The 14,404-nt window shown below is 63.4% G+C and carries 14 protein-coding genes; 3 read left to right on the top strand and 11 right to left on the bottom strand.

What is annotated here, in order from left to right:
* Positions 1-69: 69 nt before the first annotated feature.
* The 8 genes from DRF71_RS24790 to DRF71_RS24755 form a co-directional block, all read right to left on the bottom strand.
* Positions 70-1,572 carry an aldehyde dehydrogenase family protein gene (locus DRF71_RS24790; protein ID WP_112313127.1) on the bottom strand — a complete coding sequence of 501 codons (1,503 nt, stop codon included), beginning with the start codon at positions 1,570-1,572 and terminating at the stop codon, positions 70-72.
* 11 nt (positions 1,573-1,583) lie between these two features.
* The gene (locus DRF71_RS24785; RefSeq protein ID WP_112313182.1) at positions 1,584-1,928 is read right to left on the bottom strand and encodes a cupin domain-containing protein; all 345 of its coding nucleotides are present in this window, start codon (positions 1,926-1,928) and stop codon (positions 1,584-1,586) included.
* 33 nt (positions 1,929-1,961) lie between these two features.
* Positions 1,962-2,330, bottom strand: coding sequence for a cupin domain-containing protein (locus DRF71_RS24780; RefSeq protein ID WP_112313126.1), 369 nt, complete (start codon positions 2,328-2,330; stop codon positions 1,962-1,964).
* Between the two features lies 1 nt (position 2,331).
* Entirely contained in the window at positions 2,332-3,612 is a 1,281-nt protein-coding gene (locus DRF71_RS24775) for a nucleotide disphospho-sugar-binding domain-containing protein (protein ID WP_112313125.1), read from the bottom strand.
* 28 nt (positions 3,613-3,640) lie between these two features.
* On the bottom strand, positions 3,641-4,720 hold the full coding sequence (locus DRF71_RS24770; protein ID WP_112313124.1) for an ABC transporter ATP-binding protein: 1,080 nt from the start codon (positions 4,718-4,720) through the stop codon (positions 3,641-3,643).
* Positions 4,717-5,502 carry an ABC transporter permease gene (locus DRF71_RS24765; RefSeq protein ID WP_112313123.1) on the bottom strand — a complete coding sequence of 262 codons (786 nt, stop codon included), beginning with the start codon at positions 5,500-5,502 and terminating at the stop codon, positions 4,717-4,719. The genes DRF71_RS24770 and DRF71_RS24765 overlap by 4 nt, the downstream gene beginning before the upstream one ends.
* Complete coding sequence (locus DRF71_RS24760) at positions 5,499-6,347, bottom strand: ABC transporter permease (RefSeq protein ID WP_198672359.1); 849 nt, start codon at positions 6,345-6,347, stop codon at positions 5,499-5,501. The genes DRF71_RS24765 and DRF71_RS24760 overlap by 4 nt, the downstream gene beginning before the upstream one ends.
* Before the next feature lie 66 nt (positions 6,348-6,413).
* Positions 6,414-7,481, bottom strand: a complete 1,068-nt coding sequence (locus DRF71_RS24755; RefSeq protein ID WP_112313180.1) for a polyamine ABC transporter substrate-binding protein — start codon at positions 7,479-7,481, stop codon at positions 6,414-6,416.
* 168 nt (positions 7,482-7,649) lie between these two features.
* Here DRF71_RS24755 and DRF71_RS24750 point away from each other — a divergent pair, with 168 nt between their 5' ends.
* From DRF71_RS24750 to DRF71_RS24740, 3 genes are read left to right on the top strand one after another with little or no spacing between them, the layout of a single operon-like run.
* Positions 7,650-8,579, top strand: a complete 930-nt coding sequence (locus DRF71_RS24750) for a GntR family transcriptional regulator (protein ID WP_112313122.1) — start codon at positions 7,650-7,652, stop codon at positions 8,577-8,579.
* Positions 8,576-9,874 (top strand): glycosyltransferase, encoded by a 1,299-nt coding sequence (locus tag DRF71_RS24745; protein WP_112313121.1) that lies wholly within the window; start codon positions 8,576-8,578, stop codon positions 9,872-9,874. The genes DRF71_RS24750 and DRF71_RS24745 overlap by 4 nt, the downstream gene beginning before the upstream one ends.
* Positions 9,852-10,718 (top strand): aldose epimerase family protein, encoded by an 867-nt coding sequence (locus DRF71_RS24740; RefSeq protein WP_157971274.1) that lies wholly within the window; start codon positions 9,852-9,854, stop codon positions 10,716-10,718. Before DRF71_RS24745 ends, DRF71_RS24740 begins: the two co-directional genes overlap by 23 nt.
* On the opposite strand, the gene DRF71_RS24735 is transcribed toward DRF71_RS24740, so the two are convergent.
* The 3 genes from DRF71_RS24735 to DRF71_RS24725 are packed head-to-tail and all read right to left on the bottom strand — an operon-like array spanning position 10,715 to position 14,305.
* Positions 10,715-11,641 carry a putative B6 ABC transporter permease subunit 1 gene (locus tag DRF71_RS24735; protein ID WP_112313179.1) on the bottom strand — a complete coding sequence of 309 codons (927 nt, stop codon included), beginning with the start codon at positions 11,639-11,641 and terminating at the stop codon, positions 10,715-10,717. The two genes, DRF71_RS24740 and DRF71_RS24735, sit on opposite strands and share 4 nt — an antisense overlap.
* A 7-nt stretch (positions 11,642-11,648) precedes the next feature.
* Positions 11,649-12,734, bottom strand: a complete 1,086-nt coding sequence (locus DRF71_RS24730) for a putative B6 ABC transporter permease subunit 2 (RefSeq protein WP_112313119.1) — start codon at positions 12,732-12,734, stop codon at positions 11,649-11,651.
* On the bottom strand, positions 12,731-14,305 hold the full coding sequence (locus DRF71_RS24725; protein WP_112313178.1) for a putative B6 ABC transporter ATP-binding protein: 1,575 nt from the start codon (positions 14,303-14,305) through the stop codon (positions 12,731-12,733). Before DRF71_RS24725 ends, DRF71_RS24730 begins: the two co-directional genes overlap by 4 nt.
* Between the last annotated feature and the right edge of the window lie 99 nt (positions 14,306-14,404).

The following is a 14,404-nucleotide window of genomic DNA, read 5'->3' as shown; positions in this document are numbered from 1 at the left end:
TCGTCTTGTGCCATGCCCCTCGTGCAAGAGACAGCCCTTCGCCGCACAAATTTTGACCATGCGGTCAGATTAGCTGTGTTTGCGACCACCGCCCTCCTGATCGGGGAACCAGTCATCGGGATAGGGATACCACCAGGATTGCCGCACGGGCCGGTGATCCAGGATCACCATTTTCGAGCGCCGGAACGCGTCGAGCCCCTGGCGCCCCAGCTCGCGCCCCAGCCCCGAGGCCTTCCAGCCGCCAAAGGGCAGCGCATCATTGTCGATCATCGGGTTGTTGACCCAGACCATGCCGGCCTCAAGCCGTTCCGAGGCCTCGATCGCCTCCTCCAGCGATGTGGTGAAGATCGAGGCGCCAAGGCCAAAGGGACTGTCATTCGCCGCCTCTATCGCAGCATCGAAATCAGCCACGCGGACGACCGCGACCACGGGGCCGAAGATTTCTTCGCTGAGGATCTCCATATCCGGGGAGCAGCCGGTGAGGATCGTGGGCTCATAGAACCAGCCGGTTTCCAGCCCCGGAGGGATGCGGCCCCCGCATTCGAGCTTTGCGCCTTTCGCGATGGCATCCGCCACCAGACGCATCACCTTGTCGCGCGCCGCTTTTGAGACCAGCGGGCCGATCTCGTGCCGCCCCAGCCCGTTCCCGATCCTGAGCCGCTGTGTTTCAGCCACGAAAGCCGCGATGAACGCGTCATGGATCGCATCCACCGCATAGATCCGCTCGGTCGAGGTACAGACCTGGCCCGACATATGGAAGGCGGCAGTCACCGCCCCCGCCGCCGCAACCTCCAAAGGTGCCGAGGCCGCGATCACCATCGGGTCGGACCCGCCCGCCTCGATCACCGCCGGCTTCATCTTTGCCGCCGCCGCCATGGCGACCGCCCTGCCCCCGGCAACCGAGCCGGTAAAGGCCACCGCATGGGTGTGATCGGACCCGACCAGCGCCTCACCCAAAGCGCGTCCGCCGGGCAGGCAGGCGACCAGCCCCTCGGGCAGCCCGTCAAACACCTTCATAAATTCCAGCGTCGACAGCGTCGTCGCCTCGGCCGGTTTGATGATGCAGCCATTCCCCGCCGCCAAAGACGCCGCCACCGTCCAGCACATCAACAGGATCGGGAAGTTGAACGGCATGATATGGACGGAAACGCCAAGCGGTTCATAGCGCACATATTGGGTGGAGCCGATCTGCGTGGTGCCAGCGATCTTGCCGGCCTCATCCCGCGCCATTTCCGCGTAATAGCGGAAGATCGGCGCGACATTGGCGATCTCGCCGATGGCTTCGGGCCAGGGTTTGCCCATCTCGCGGCTCATCAGCGTGGCGCAGGCGCGGAAATCGGCGGCCTCGATCCGGCCGGCCAAATCATGCAGGATCTTCGCGCGGGTCTTCGCATCGACCCGTTTCCAGGCCTTTTGCGCAAGGTTCACCCGGGCGATCACCGCCTCAGCCTCGGCCCCGGTCACCTCCACCCGCTGGCCGACCACGCCCAGCGTCGCCGGGTCGATCACGTCATGCGCAACGCCCTGGCTTTGGTGGAAACCGGGGGTGAGGTAATAGCACAGATCGGACATTTCCGGCCCTCTCAGCGGATCATATAGACTTTGCGGATCGTCTCATGGACGGTGCAGACGCCTTTCCAGTCCTTCGGGAAGAAGGCGGCGGTGTCGGGGGTGATCTCGATCACATCGCCCGACTCGTGGACATAGGTGCAGCGCCCCTCAAGGAAATGGCAGAACTCGTCCGAGGTGACATGGCAGACCCATTTGCCCGGCGTGCAGATCCACATGCCGCATTCGGATGATCCGTCTGCGTTGCGAAACAGCACCCGGCCCGAGACATGGCTTTCGCCCTCGACCATGGTGTCGATCACGCCCCAGTCGACCACATCGGTGATCGCTTTGGGGTTTTGCATCAAGGGGGTGGTCAGGTCGGTATTGACGGCTTTGGACATGATGAAACCTCAGGCGAGCATATAGATATTGCGGATGGTCTCGATCACTTCGGCGGTGCCCTCGTAACCGGCGGGGAAGACGACGCAGGAACCGGGGCCGACCTCGGTGACGGTGCCGTCTTTGGCGGTGTAGCGGGCGCGGCCCGCGACGAAATGGCAGAACTCGTCACGCGGAACCGAGATTTTCCAGGTGCCGGGCGTGCAGACCCAGATCCCGGATTCCGACTGGCCACCGCCGGGAAGTTGCGTCTTCCACAAGAGCCGCCCGGTTGAATGTGAGGCGCCCGCAAGGGCATCGGGCTGCACGCCCCAGTCGGCGAGATCGTCATAGGTCTCGGCCCCGTGGATATGGGGGGCGGAGCTTTTGAGATTGGTCATGTCACTTCTCCAGCAGATCGGTCAGCAGTTTTGCCGCCGTTTTAGGCCCTTCGCAGGCCTGCATATGTTTCGATGTGGCTCTGAGCCGGGCCTGAAGCGTGGCATCGGTCAGGCAGGCCTCGATCTTCGCGGTCAGCTCCGCATCCGTCCAGTCATAGCGATCCGAGCGGAAACCATGGCCGGTTTCCTGGACGCGGGTGGCATTGTCATGCCCGTCCCAGACATAGGGCATGATGATCGCAGGCTTTCCGAAATAGAGGCATTCGGTAAAGCTGTTATTGCCGCCGTGATGGATCACGGCATCGACCTGGGGGATCACCGAGGGCTGCGGGAACCAGGATTCGATCACCACATTTTCCGGCACATCCGTATAGCTGTCCTTGTAATCACCGACATTGACCAGCGCGCGGTAGCGCGAGCGGCCAACCAGCGCAATCAGGCGTTTCAGAAGTTCCGTATCCCCCGCCCCGAGCGAACCGAAAGAGATGTAAAGCAGCGGCCCGTCATTGTTTTTCGCGAATTTCGGCACCTCATAAGCGGCCTCTTTGCGAACGCAGCCCTGGAGATACTGGAATTGTTCCGGATCAAGCGGGTGGCGGCGCTTATAGGTGACCTCGGACGGGTAGAGGAGGAGATTGAGGTAAGGCGAGGCCTCGAAAAACTGGCCGACCGGATAGGGATCTTCACCGTTTACCGCAAGGAAGGCGTTGAAATCGTCATGGATCGGTTTGATCACCCGGTTGAATTTCTCGCGAAATGCCGCATGGCCCGCGCGGTCGTTTTCACCAAGGCCCGAGAGATGCGGCGGGATATCCTCATCCTCGATCTCGTTTTCCGAACAGGAGATGACCCGTACCCAGGGCACGCCGAATTGTTTGATCGCGGGGAAAAGAATGACGTTATCGACCGCGATCACATCGGGTTTGATACGGGCCAGCACTGCGGGCAGGTCTTTTTGCGCCCATTTGGCTGAATCGACGATGGCTTCCCAGCATTCCTTTACATAATTGTCGATCTGCTCGATCGGTTTCTTACAGAAATTCGGGATATGGCCGTTGATGAAATCCTCCCAGAATTTGGCCATTTGTTCGGCGGGCATCGGCTCTGACAGAGCGACGGGATGGGCCTCGAAGCCGTAACCCTCATAGACGGGGACGAAGCCCGGATCCGAGAGGAAGACCGCTTTATGCCCCATGGCAGTGACGGCCTGGGCGATGCCGACCGAGTTCAGCGCCGGGCCGAAGGCCGCTTCGGGGAAGAAGGCGAAGGTCTTTTGCGGCATGGGTATCCTCCTTGGATCAGGCGGTGGGTCAGGCGGGAAAGAGCTTTGTGTCAGCGGCTTTCCAGCTGAGTGTGACGGTTTTGCCCGGGCCCAGATCGCGGCTTTCGGCCTGATCGGCGGTGAGGCGGGCGATGATCGGGGCGGCGTCGGTGGCGATATGGAGCTGAAGATCAAGCCCGTGATAGGCCAGCGCGGTGATGGTGCCCGTCAGCCGGTTGTCGGGTCGGGCGCTCTCGCTTGCTGAGGTATCGAGCCGCAGCGGCCCAATCTCCAGTCTTTCTGGTCGCACTGCGGCGACCAGCTGCACGTCATTCGGGACCGGGGCGACTGTTGAGATCGGAGCGCCGGTCATGGTGGTGAGGCTGTCGCCGTTGCGGATAAGAGGGATGAAATTCATCACACCGATGAATTCGGCAGCGAAGCGGTTCAGGGGCTGTTCATAGACCTCGCGGGGCGTGCCGCATTGCAACAGGCTTCCGTCTTTCAGGATCGCGATGCGATCGGCCATGACCAGCGCCTCTTCCTGGTCATGGGTCACCACGATGAAGGTGATGCCGAACTCGTGCTGGATCCGTTTCAGCTCCAGCTGCATCTCGGAGCGCAGCTTCTTGTCCAGCGCGCCAAGCGGCTCATCCAGCAAGAGAAGTTTCGGCCGTTTCACCAGCGCCCGCGCCAGCGCCACCCTTTGCCGCTGCCCGCCCGAAAGCTGATCGGGCTTGCGCCCCGCCAGATGCGCCAGCTGCACCTTTGCCAGCATCTCATCGACGCGCGCGGCAATCTCACCGCGCGCCAGGCGCTCCATCTCAAGCCCGTAAGCGATATTCTTCGCCACCGTCATATGCGGAAACAGCGCATAGGACTGGAACATGAGGTTCACCGGCCGCCGGTTCGGCGCCAGCGCGGTGATGTCCTGGCCATCCAGCAACACCCGGCCCGAGGATGGTGCCTCGAACCCGGCCAGCATCCGCAGAAGCGTCGTCTTCCCCGACCCCGAGGCGCCAAGCAGCGCGAAAAACTCACCCTGGCGGATATCGAGACTGACGCCGTCCACCGCGCGCTGCGTCCCGAACCGCTTTTCCAGATCCTGCACAGAGAGAAAGGCGCTCATGGTCCGGTCAGGCTCCCGCGGTTGAAGCGTTGCGCCAGCGTCAGCGTGACCAGCGAAAATACCATCACCAGCACTGCCAGCACGTTGATCTCGGGCGTGATGCCGAAGCGGATCATCGAATAGATCTGCATCGGCAAAGTGATCGAGGCGCGGCTGGAGCCTGCGGTGAAGAAGGCGATGATGAATTCATCCACCGACAGCGTGAAGGCGAGCAGCGCGCCTGCGATGATTGCCGGCGCCAGCACCGGCAGCATCACCCGCCAAAGCGTCACCAGCATCGAGGCGCCGAGATCGGCGGAGGCCTCGGCCACCGACCAGTCGAACACCCTGAGCCGCGCCCGCACCACCGCGCAGACAAAGGCCAGGTTGAACACCACATGCGACAGGATCACCGTATGCAGGCCCAGCCGGAAATCCGTCAGCGAAAAGAAACTCAAAAGCGCAATCGCCAGCACGATATCGGGAATCACCATCGGCGCGAAAATCAGCGTCTCGATCATGCGGCCCCGGCGGCGGCGGATCTCGACCCCGATGGCCAGCAGCGTGCCCAAAAGCGTCGCGAAAAAGGTCGAGACCAGCGCCACGATCAGCGTATTCCAGGCCGCGCGCAGAATGTCCTGGTTCTGAAACAGCGAGCCATACCATTTCAGCGAGAACCCGGTCCAGGCCGTGGGCATGCCGCCGGCGTTGAAGGAAAGCCCCACCAGAACCGAAATCGGAATATAGAGAAAGGCGAAGACCAGCACGAGGATGGTCAGGGTCAGGCTGGCGGGCGCTTTCATCGCAGCCCCCCGCCCGAGCCACGCTCGGCCACAAAGGTCTGCAGCGTCAGAAAAAGCATCATCACCGCGATCAGCACCATCGAAATCGCGGCACCGAAGGGCCAGTCATTGGCGGTCAGGAACTGCGCATAGACAAGATTCCCGACCATCTGGAACTGCCCGCCGCCCAAAAGTGCCGGCGTCACGAAATTGCCGATCGACAGCACGAAGACGAAAACAAAGCCGGTGGCGAGGCCGGTGAAACTCATCGGCAGGATCACCCGGCGGAAGGTGGTCCAGCCGCTGGCGCCCAGATCGGATGAGGCCTCGGCAATCTCGGGGTTCAGTCGCGACAAAGGCGCGTAGCAGGCCAGAATGACAAAGGGCAGGTAGTTATAGACAAGGCCAATCACCACCGCCGTCTCGGTGTACAGCATTGCCGGCAGCTCGCCCTCATAACCAAGGCCCCGTGCCAGGCCGACGATCAGCCCCTCGCGGTTCAGCAGCACGATCCAGGCATAGGTCCGCACCAGGTAATTCGACCAGAAGGGCAGAATGGCGAAGAACAACACCAGCGGCTGATTGCGCCGGGGCAGCGCGGCAATGGCGAAAGCGGCGGCGTAGCCGATCACGCTGGCGATCAGCGCCGCCAGCCCGGCAATCCAGGCCGATTTCAGGAAGATCCAGGCGTAAAGCGGGTCGATCACCAGCCGGAGATTTTCCAGCGTGAACGTGTATTCAATGCCGCCGTAAACCCCGCGCCGAAAGAAGGCGAGCGTCAGGATCAACAGGCAGGGCACCACCATGAAAGCGGTCAGCCAGGCCAAAGCAGGCGTCATCAGGAACAGGGATTTGCGGTCCTGCATCGGGGCACTCTGAGCGGGGACAGGACCGGGCCATCACAGCCCGGCCACAGGATCAGGTCGATGGCATCAGTTCGATGCCATGATCTCCGAGACGATGCGCGAATAATCCCGCTGCGCCTCACCGACATTCCTCAGCTGCTCATGCGCCATCAGTTCAGAGGGCGTCATCGCCATATTGGGAAACTGGGTCAGGAGTTCCGGCGCCAGCCCTTCCATCGCCGGTTTGTTCGGCACCTTGTAAAGGATGTTCTCGGCCGCCCAGCGGTGGTTTTCGGCATCGAGAATGAAGTTGATGAACGCATGCGCCGCGTCCTTGTTTTCCGACGCTTTCAGAATGACCATCGTATCGGCCCAGAGGTCTGACCCCTCTTTCGGCACGACATATCTGATGTCCGCATTCTCGGCGATGCCGTAATTGCACCAGCCATCCCAGGCCTCGACCAGCAGCGCCTCGCCGGAAACCAGTTTGGAATAGAAGGTGGTGTCATCATAGGCGAGCAGGGTCTTTTTCGCGGCGATCAGCAAATCCCTGACCTCGGCCAGTTTCGCCGGATCGGTCTCGTTCACCGAATAGCCTTTGGCAAGAAAGCCGGCGCCCAGCAGCCAGCGATCGGTCGCCAGCATGGTGACCTTGCCCTTCAGCGCATCGACCGGGGCGAGCAGGTTGAACCAGCTGTCAGGCGTGCCCTCAACGAGGTCCGAGCGGTAGCACAGCCCGGTCGTCCCCCAGGCATAGGGCACCGAGAATGTATTGCCCGGGTCGTGTTTCAGTTCGGTCGCCTCGGGGTAGAGATTGGCGAGGTTCGGGATTTTGGCATGGTCCAGCGGTTCGGTCAGGCCCATCTGGAACAACACCTCGGCAAAAGGCGACGAGACGAAAACCACGTCATAGCCCTTGCCGCCCGAGGCGATGATCTTGCCCATGATCTCTTCATTGGTGGCATGCAGCACCAGTTCGGCCGTGTTGCCGCTTGCCTCGTTGAATTTGGCGATGGCATCGGGGGCCATATAGCCATCCCAGTTCGAGACGGTCAGCGGATCGGCCAGCGCCGCACCCGACGATATAAGGCCCGAGGCCAGGGCCCCGCTCATAGCCCCGGCCAAAGCGAAGGCACTCAGGCGCTTGCCTTTCATCAGCATTCCTCCTGTTGGATGCCGCATTCCGGTGCGGCGGAGATTTTTTTGCCGGTTCTTGATGACCGATGCTTCTGATCGTACGGTTGCTAAAAAAAGTACGTCAAACTGTATTTACTGTTCCGGAAATTACCACAGCGTGCGGTCGGCAGAGAGGAGAGGAATGCGATGACGGGGACACGCCGCACCGCCCGGTTGAACCATCTTGAACTGGCCCGCCAGGTGGTCGCCTTCGCGCTGGAGCGCGGGATGAAACCGGGCGAGCATCTGCCGGAAGAGGCGTTGTCGCGCAGCTTCGGCATCTCGCGCACCCCGATAAGGTCCGCACTCAGGCTGCTGGAAGAAAAGGGAATTGTGGTCAAACGCGCCGAAGAGGGCTATTTCCTGGCGCTTGGCCCGCAAGAGGGTCTGGCCGAGGCGCAAACCCGGATCGGCGATGAGGAACAGACCCTGCCCGAACGCATCCTCGCAGATCGTGCGGCGCGACGGATCGGCGATCTGCAATCCGTCAGCGCTTTGGTCAGACGTTATGCAACATCCAGGCACTCTGTACTGAATGCATTAAAAATACTGTCAACAGACGGATTCATCACCCAATTGCCAGGACGGGCCTGGGCGTTTCAGCCCTTGCTCGACACGCCGCGCGCCATTGCCGAGAGTTTTGCCTTCCGGCTGATGGCGGAGCCGCAGGCCATTCTTGCCCCTGGATTCCAGCTGGACGCGCCGCGTGCCGGTGCGCTCAGGCCACAGATGCGCGATTTTGCCGAGGCTCCGGAAAGCCGGCTGGCCGCTGTGTCCTTCCGGCGGCTGGACCATGATTTCCACATGCTGATCGCGGAAAGCTCGGGCAACCGCTTCCTCTCGGGCGCGCTGATCGCGCATCACCGGCTGCGTCGGCTGGCGCAAAAGGACGCGCCGCCGCCGCCCTTCCGCATGCGCCAGGCCATGGGCGAGCATCTCGACATTCTCGACAGCCTTGAACGCAGCCAGCCGGAACTCGCCGCCGATCAGATGGTGCTGCATCTGCGGCGCTCGGGCATCCGCCGCCCCGAAGCCGCCGGGCGTGGTGCCCCGATCCGGCGCGGAGGCCCCGCATGAGCCGCCCGGCCCTGATCGCCTTTTTTCCCGAAGCCAGCTTTGGCGCCGCGCTGAACTGTGTCGGCATTGCCCGGGCGCTGCGCGCACGCGGCGCCGAGCCGGTTTTCCTTTGCCATCCGGGCTTTACCGGCGTCTTTGCCGAATATGGGTTCCGCGAATATCACCTGAGCCCGGCGCGCCTCGCCGGGTCCGGCGATTACTGGCAGAGCTTTGTCGACACCCATCTGAGCCATTTCGACCAGACCCCGCTGGAGCAGCTGCGCTCTTACGTCGCCCCGACATGGGAGGCGATTGTCGATACCGTCATCGCCGTTGAGGACTCGCTTGAATCCCTGCTGGCACAGATCCAGCCCGATCTTGTGCTTTTGGACAATGTGGTGATGTTTCCGGCGATCCTGCGCGCAGGGGTTCCCTGGATCCGGGTCGTCTCCTGCGCCGAGACAGAGATCTCCGATCCGCTGATTCCGCCGCCGCTTTCGGGCCTGTCGCCAGGCGATCAGACCGGGCGTGCCGAATTCGAGACCGAGGCGCTGGCCGCCACCAAAGCCGCGCATGACCGCTATAACGGCTTTCGCCGCCAGCGTGGGCTGAGACCGCTGCCGCCCGGGATGTTTCTGGAAAATTCAGCCTGGAACAATCTTTTGCTGGCACCCACTGCCGTGCGCTACAGGCGCGCCGAGCCGCTGCCCCAGGCCAGTTTCACCTTTCTTGAGGGCTGCGTACGCGATGAAGGCGCCTATGATCCGCCCCCCCTGCCCGATAATCGCGGCCCGCTGGTCTATATGAGCTTCGGCAGCCTCGGCGCCTCGGATATCCCGCTGATCCGCCGGATGATCGCGGTCTTTGCCGGGATCAGAGCGCGGTTCTTCGTCAATGTCGGGGGCTACCTGGACGCGTATCACGACGTGCCCGACAATGTGCTGCTGGGCAGTTGGTTCCCGCAGCCCGCCGTGCTGTCCGAGGCGCAGCTTTTCATCCATCACGGCGGCAATAATTCCTTTTGCGAGGCGCTGTTCCATGGCGTTCCCTCGCTGATCATGCCCTATTGCTGGGACGGGCATGACAATGCGCGCCGCGCCGATGATACCGGCTGTGGGGTGATGATGCACCGCTCGGACTGGACGCCTTCCGAGCTGGCCGAGGTGATCGAGGGGCTGCTGGATCACGCGCCGATGCGGGCGCATCTGGCGGCGGTTTCGGCGGCGATGAAGGCCGATCCCGGGGTGGAGCGGGCGGCGGATGCGGTGCTTGCAGCGATTGGGAGGGGCGGAAATGACCGAACGGATCAGGCTTGAAAGCGGCACTGTGACGACGGAAATCGCGATTTTCGGGGCCGAGTTGCGGTCACTGCAACAGCGCGGGCAAGAGCTGCTCTGGCAGGCGGACCCGGATTTCTGGGATCAGTCGAGCCCGCTTTTATTCCCGATCTGCGGCAGGGCGATCGACAATCGCGTCGGGATCGACGGCCAGGATCACCCCATGACCATCCACGGTTTTGCGATGCTGAGCCGGTTTCAGCTGCTGGAAAGCGGCCCGGATTTCTGCCGCTTTGAACTGGTGGCGAATGCCGCCAGCCGCGAAAGTTATCCGTTCGATTTCAGGCTGCTGCAATCTTACCGGCTGAGCGGCGACCGGCTGGATTGTGAAACGCGGATCGAGAACAGCGGCGCGCGGCCGATGCCGTTCAGCTTTGGCTATCATCCGGGCTTTGCGCTGCCACTGCCGGGGGTTGCAGGCGCGCATGAGGTGCGGCTGCTGAATGGCGCCTCCCCCGCCCCGGCAGAGCAGCGCGAGAATTTCCTGACCGGTGGCCAGATCCCGACACCCTTCCATGACGGGCGGCTGGCGGTGGAGGATGCGACATTTCACCCTTCGTCCTCGATCATCCTGGCCGAGGGGTCCGGGGATGGGCTCTTCTATGGCAGCGGCGCCCGCGGGCTGGAAATCCGCTGGCGCGGGCTGGAAAACCTGGTGCTGTGGCGACCGCAGCGGGCCGGCTTCCTTTGTGTCGAGCCCTGGCAGGGTCTGCCATCGCAGATCGGCGCCGGGCCAGAGCTGGCGGCGCGGCCCTATAGCCTGACCCTCGCCCCGGGTGAGGCGCGGGATTTCGGGCTTTCGGTCGAGATGGCGGCGCTTTAACGGGCGCCACGCTCGAAGCTTTCGCCCAGAGCTGCCGGCAGGCTGGCCTTGCGGCCGGCGACCAGCAAGACCAGCATGACCATGGCAAAGGGCAGCATCTGGATCACATCGACCGGCACATTGACCCCCGCCACCTGCAAGGCGGTGGTCATGGAAAGGCTTGCACCGAACAAAAGCGCACCGCCCAGCACCCAGAGCGGCCTGCCCCGCGCCAGCATGGCCAGCACGATGGCGATGAAGCCGTTGCCATGGCTCATAAACGGGATGAAGACGCCCGCGACGGCAACCGACATGAAGGCGCCGCCAAGGCCCGCAAGCGCGCCGGTGGTCAGCACCGCCAGCGCGCGGGTGCGGATCACATCGACCCCGGCGGCATCCAGCGCAGCCGGTTTGTCGCCCGCCGCCTGGAGCGCGGAACCGAGATGCGTCATCCGGTAGATCCAGGCAAAAACCGCAACCAGGATCACCGTGAGATAGACGATGGGGTTATGGTTGAAGAACATCGGCCCGATAACGGGGATCTGCGACAGGCCGGGGACCGGCCAGCTCTGCATGCCGTCAAGCCTTGGATAGCTGCGCGAGAACTGGACGAAGTGTAAAAGCGCGGTCAGACCCTGGACCAGCAGCGTCAGCGCGATGCCGATCACGATCTGATTGAGGCCAAGGATGACGCAGAAGACGACCATCAGCGAGGCGACAATCATCCCCGCGCCGGCGCCGCCCAGAAAGCCAAGCGCAGAGCTGCCGCTGGTCCAGGCCACCAGGAAACCGGCATAGGCTCCGGCGAGGATCATGCCCTCAAGGCCGATATTCAGAACGCCCGCCTTTTCCGACAGCTGCTCGCCAAGGCCGGCAAGCAGCAAAGGCATGCCCGCCATGACGGCGCCGAGGAAGAGGGTGATGAGGAAGGTCTCGGTAAACATCAGGGCCTCATTGTCTGGCGCGCGCGCGGCGGCGCTTGTCGGCATATTCCGCGAGGCCGAGGGTGATCAGCAGCAGCGCCACGATGACAAGCGAGAAGAAGCTCGGGACGCCAAGGCGGCGCGCGGCGCTTTCGCCGCCAATGGTCAGGGCGGAGAAGAGGAAGACATAGGCAATCGAGCCAAACCCGTTCAGCCGGGCCAGAAAAACCAGCGGCACCACCGTCAGGCTATAGGCCGGGTTCCAGTCGGCGCGGACATTGCCTTGCGTCCCGAGGATATCGACCGCCCCCGACAATCCCGCCAGCGCGGCCGAGATCGCAAAGACCGCGATGGTCAGTTTCGGAACCGACAGCCCGGCATGAACCGCCGCGCGGGGGTTCGCACCCACCACCCGCAACCGCATCCCGAAGGCCGTCCGCGTCATCATCAGATGGACAAGAACCACCACGACCAGCCCGATGAGCAGCCCCGAAGACACCGTGGTATCGAAAAGACGCGGCAGCCGCGCCTCGACCGGCAGGGTGCGGGTCTGCGGTGTGGTGGTGGCGGGATCGAGAAACGCGAGCTTCACCAGCACATTGGCGAAAGAGACCCCCAGAAAGCTCATCATCAGCGTGGTGATGATCTCGTTGATCCCCTGAAAGGCTTTCAGCAGCGCCGGCAGAACCGACCAGGCCGCGCCGATCACCGCGCCGGTCAGAAGGCCCGTGACCAGCACCAGCCAGACCGGCATCCCCGCCTCATGCATCAGGGGGGTCATCGCAGCCACCATCACAGCGGCCAACAGGAACTGCCCGTCACCACCGAGATTCCAGATCCCGGCGCGAAACGCCACGATCAGGCTCGCCGCGATCAGAAGCAGCGGGCCCATCCGGGTCAGTGTCGCCTCCAGCCCCGAGGGCCTGAGGATCGAACGCTCGACCACAAAGGCGTAATAGCTGAGCGGATTGACCCCCATCGCCAGCAGGATCAGCCCGCCAAGCGCCAGCGCCGCCAGCAAAGGCCCGATCAGCAAAGCCAGCATCCAGAGCCAGTCCCGCCCCGGCTTGCCGCCTGATTTACCCCCTGCAACGGGCAGTGAAACGTCACTCATGGCTCTTCTCCCGCGCTCATCAGGCGGCCGATGGCATCGCGCGCGCGCGCGTCATTATCGACAATGCCGCGGATCCGGCCGCGGTCGATCACCGCGATCCGGTCGGCCAGCTCCAGCAGCTCATCCAGATCGGTCGAGATCAGCAAGACCGCCTTGCCGGCCTCTGCCGCCTCGCGGATCCGGTCCCGCGTCGCGCGGATATTCTGCACATCAAGGCCGTAGGTCGGCTTGGCGAAAATCACCGCCTCGGCGCTTCCGGTCAGCTCACGCGCCAGCAAAACCTTCTGGATATTGCCACCCGAAAGCTTGCCCACCGGCGTCTGCACGCCCGGGGTGCGGATGTCGAAATTCTTCACATGCTCTTCGGCCTGGGCGCGGATCGCCTGTGGCTTTTCCAGACCCTTTTGCCAGAAGGGCGTCGAGCCGATCTCTTTCAGCAGGAAATTCACCGCGACCGGGAAGGCGCCGACCGTGCCCTCGCCCAGCCTGTCATCGGTGACATAGCGCAGCCCCGCCGCGCGGCGCCCGCCAACGGTCATCCCGCCGATCTCGCGCCCGTTCAGCCGCACCGATCCGGCCGAGGGCACCTGGCCCGACAAAGCCTCGGCCAGTTCCTTTTGCCCATTGCCGTCGATGCCCGCGAGGCCGAGGATCTCGCCCCGATGCACCGAAAATGTCGCGTTTTGCAGCGGGATGCGGCCAGCGCCGGCGGTCAGGCCGGCAACCTCCAGCACCAGGGGGCCGGGTTCTCGCCCTGAGCGCGGCGCCCCCTCCCCGGCGGCCGAGCCGGAACCGGCGCCGAACATCAGCGCGATGATCCGCGCGGTATTCCCGGCATCGGTCTGGGCGCGCAGTTCCTGAGGCCCGATCTCGCCCGCATTCTTCCCCAGCCGCAGCACCGAAATCCGGTCGCCGTAAGCCAGCGCCTCATTCAGCTTATGGGTGATGAAGATGATCGCCAGCCCCTCTGCCACCAGGCGCCGCATCAGTTCCCCCAGCGAGACCGCCTCATGCGGGGTCAGCATCGCCGTCGCCTCGTCCAGGATCAGACAGCGCGAGCCGCGCATCAGCGCGCGCAGGATCTCGACCTGCTGCCGCTCGCCCAGCGAAAGGGTCGAAACCAGCGCGAAAGGATCAACGCGCAAACCAAGCCGCGCCGCTGTTTCCACAATGCGCGCCGCCTGGCCCTCGCGATCCGGGCGCTTCCACCAGGTGCCACCAAGGGTGAAATTGTCAACGACCGACAAAGACGGCACCAGCATCGAATGCTGGAACACGGTGCCGATGCCCAAAGACAGTGCATGGCGCGGCGAGGTGACGGTGACGCGCGCGCCCCCGATCTCGATATGGCCCTGATCGGGCTGTTGCAGCCCCGAAAGCATGCCGACCAGGGTGGATTTCCCGGCGCCGTTCTCACCGAGAAGCACATGCACCTCGCCCGGGAAAATCTGCGCACTGACATTGTTATTGGCGATCACGCCCGGGAATCGCTTGGTCAGGCCTTTCAGCGCGACAACAGGTCCCGGGGTCGCGGGCGGTTCTGACACCGCCGCCCCGACTGGTGACTGCATGGAGTGGTCCTTCATGGAAAGCCCGCATCCGGCGCTCTGGCCACGCGGGAAATGTCGCTGGCGGGCGGGGCCAGTGCGGCCCCGCCCCGGCAGTCGCCG

It is taken from the genome of Pseudogemmobacter bohemicus (assembly GCF_003290025.1).
Taxonomy (GTDB): Bacteria; Pseudomonadota; Alphaproteobacteria; order Rhodobacterales; family Rhodobacteraceae; genus Pseudogemmobacter; species Pseudogemmobacter bohemicus.
This window is presented reverse-complemented; position numbering and strand designations above follow the sequence as displayed.

Coding starts and splice junctions, on each gene's coding strand:
- DRF71_RS24790 (WP_112313127.1), bottom strand. CDS start 1,572: ATGTCCGATCTGTGCTATTACCTCACCCCCGGTTTCCACCAAAGCCAG.
- DRF71_RS24780 (WP_112313126.1), bottom strand. CDS start 2,330: ATGACCAATCTCAAAAGCTCCGCCCCCCATATCCACGGGGCCGAGACC.
- DRF71_RS24775 (WP_112313125.1), bottom strand. CDS start 3,612: ATGCCGCAAAAGACCTTCGCCTTCTTCCCCGAAGCGGCCTTCGGCCCG.
- DRF71_RS24770 (WP_112313124.1), bottom strand. CDS start 4,720: ATGAGCGCCTTTCTCTCTGTGCAGGATCTGGAAAAGCGGTTCGGGACG.
- DRF71_RS24765 (WP_112313123.1), bottom strand. CDS start 5,502: ATGAAAGCGCCCGCCAGCCTGACCCTGACCATCCTCGTGCTGGTCTTC.
- DRF71_RS24760 (WP_198672359.1), bottom strand. CDS start 6,347: ATGCAGGACCGCAAATCCCTGTTCCTGATGACGCCTGCTTTGGCCTGG.
- DRF71_RS24755 (WP_112313180.1), bottom strand. CDS start 7,481: ATGAAAGGCAAGCGCCTGAGTGCCTTCGCTTTGGCCGGGGCTATGAGC.
- DRF71_RS24750 (WP_112313122.1), top strand. CDS start 7,650: ATGACGGGGACACGCCGCACCGCCCGGTTGAACCATCTTGAACTGGCC.
- DRF71_RS24745 (WP_112313121.1), top strand. CDS start 8,576: ATGAGCCGCCCGGCCCTGATCGCCTTTTTTCCCGAAGCCAGCTTTGGC.
- DRF71_RS24740 (WP_157971274.1), top strand. CDS start 9,852: ATGACCGAACGGATCAGGCTTGAAAGCGGCACTGTGACGACGGAAATC.
- DRF71_RS24735 (WP_112313179.1), bottom strand. CDS start 11,641: ATGTTTACCGAGACCTTCCTCATCACCCTCTTCCTCGGCGCCGTCATG.
- DRF71_RS24730 (WP_112313119.1), bottom strand. CDS start 12,734: ATGAGTGACGTTTCACTGCCCGTTGCAGGGGGTAAATCAGGCGGCAAG.
- DRF71_RS24725 (WP_112313178.1), bottom strand. CDS start 14,305: ATGCAGTCACCAGTCGGGGCGGCGGTGTCAGAACCGCCCGCGACCCCG.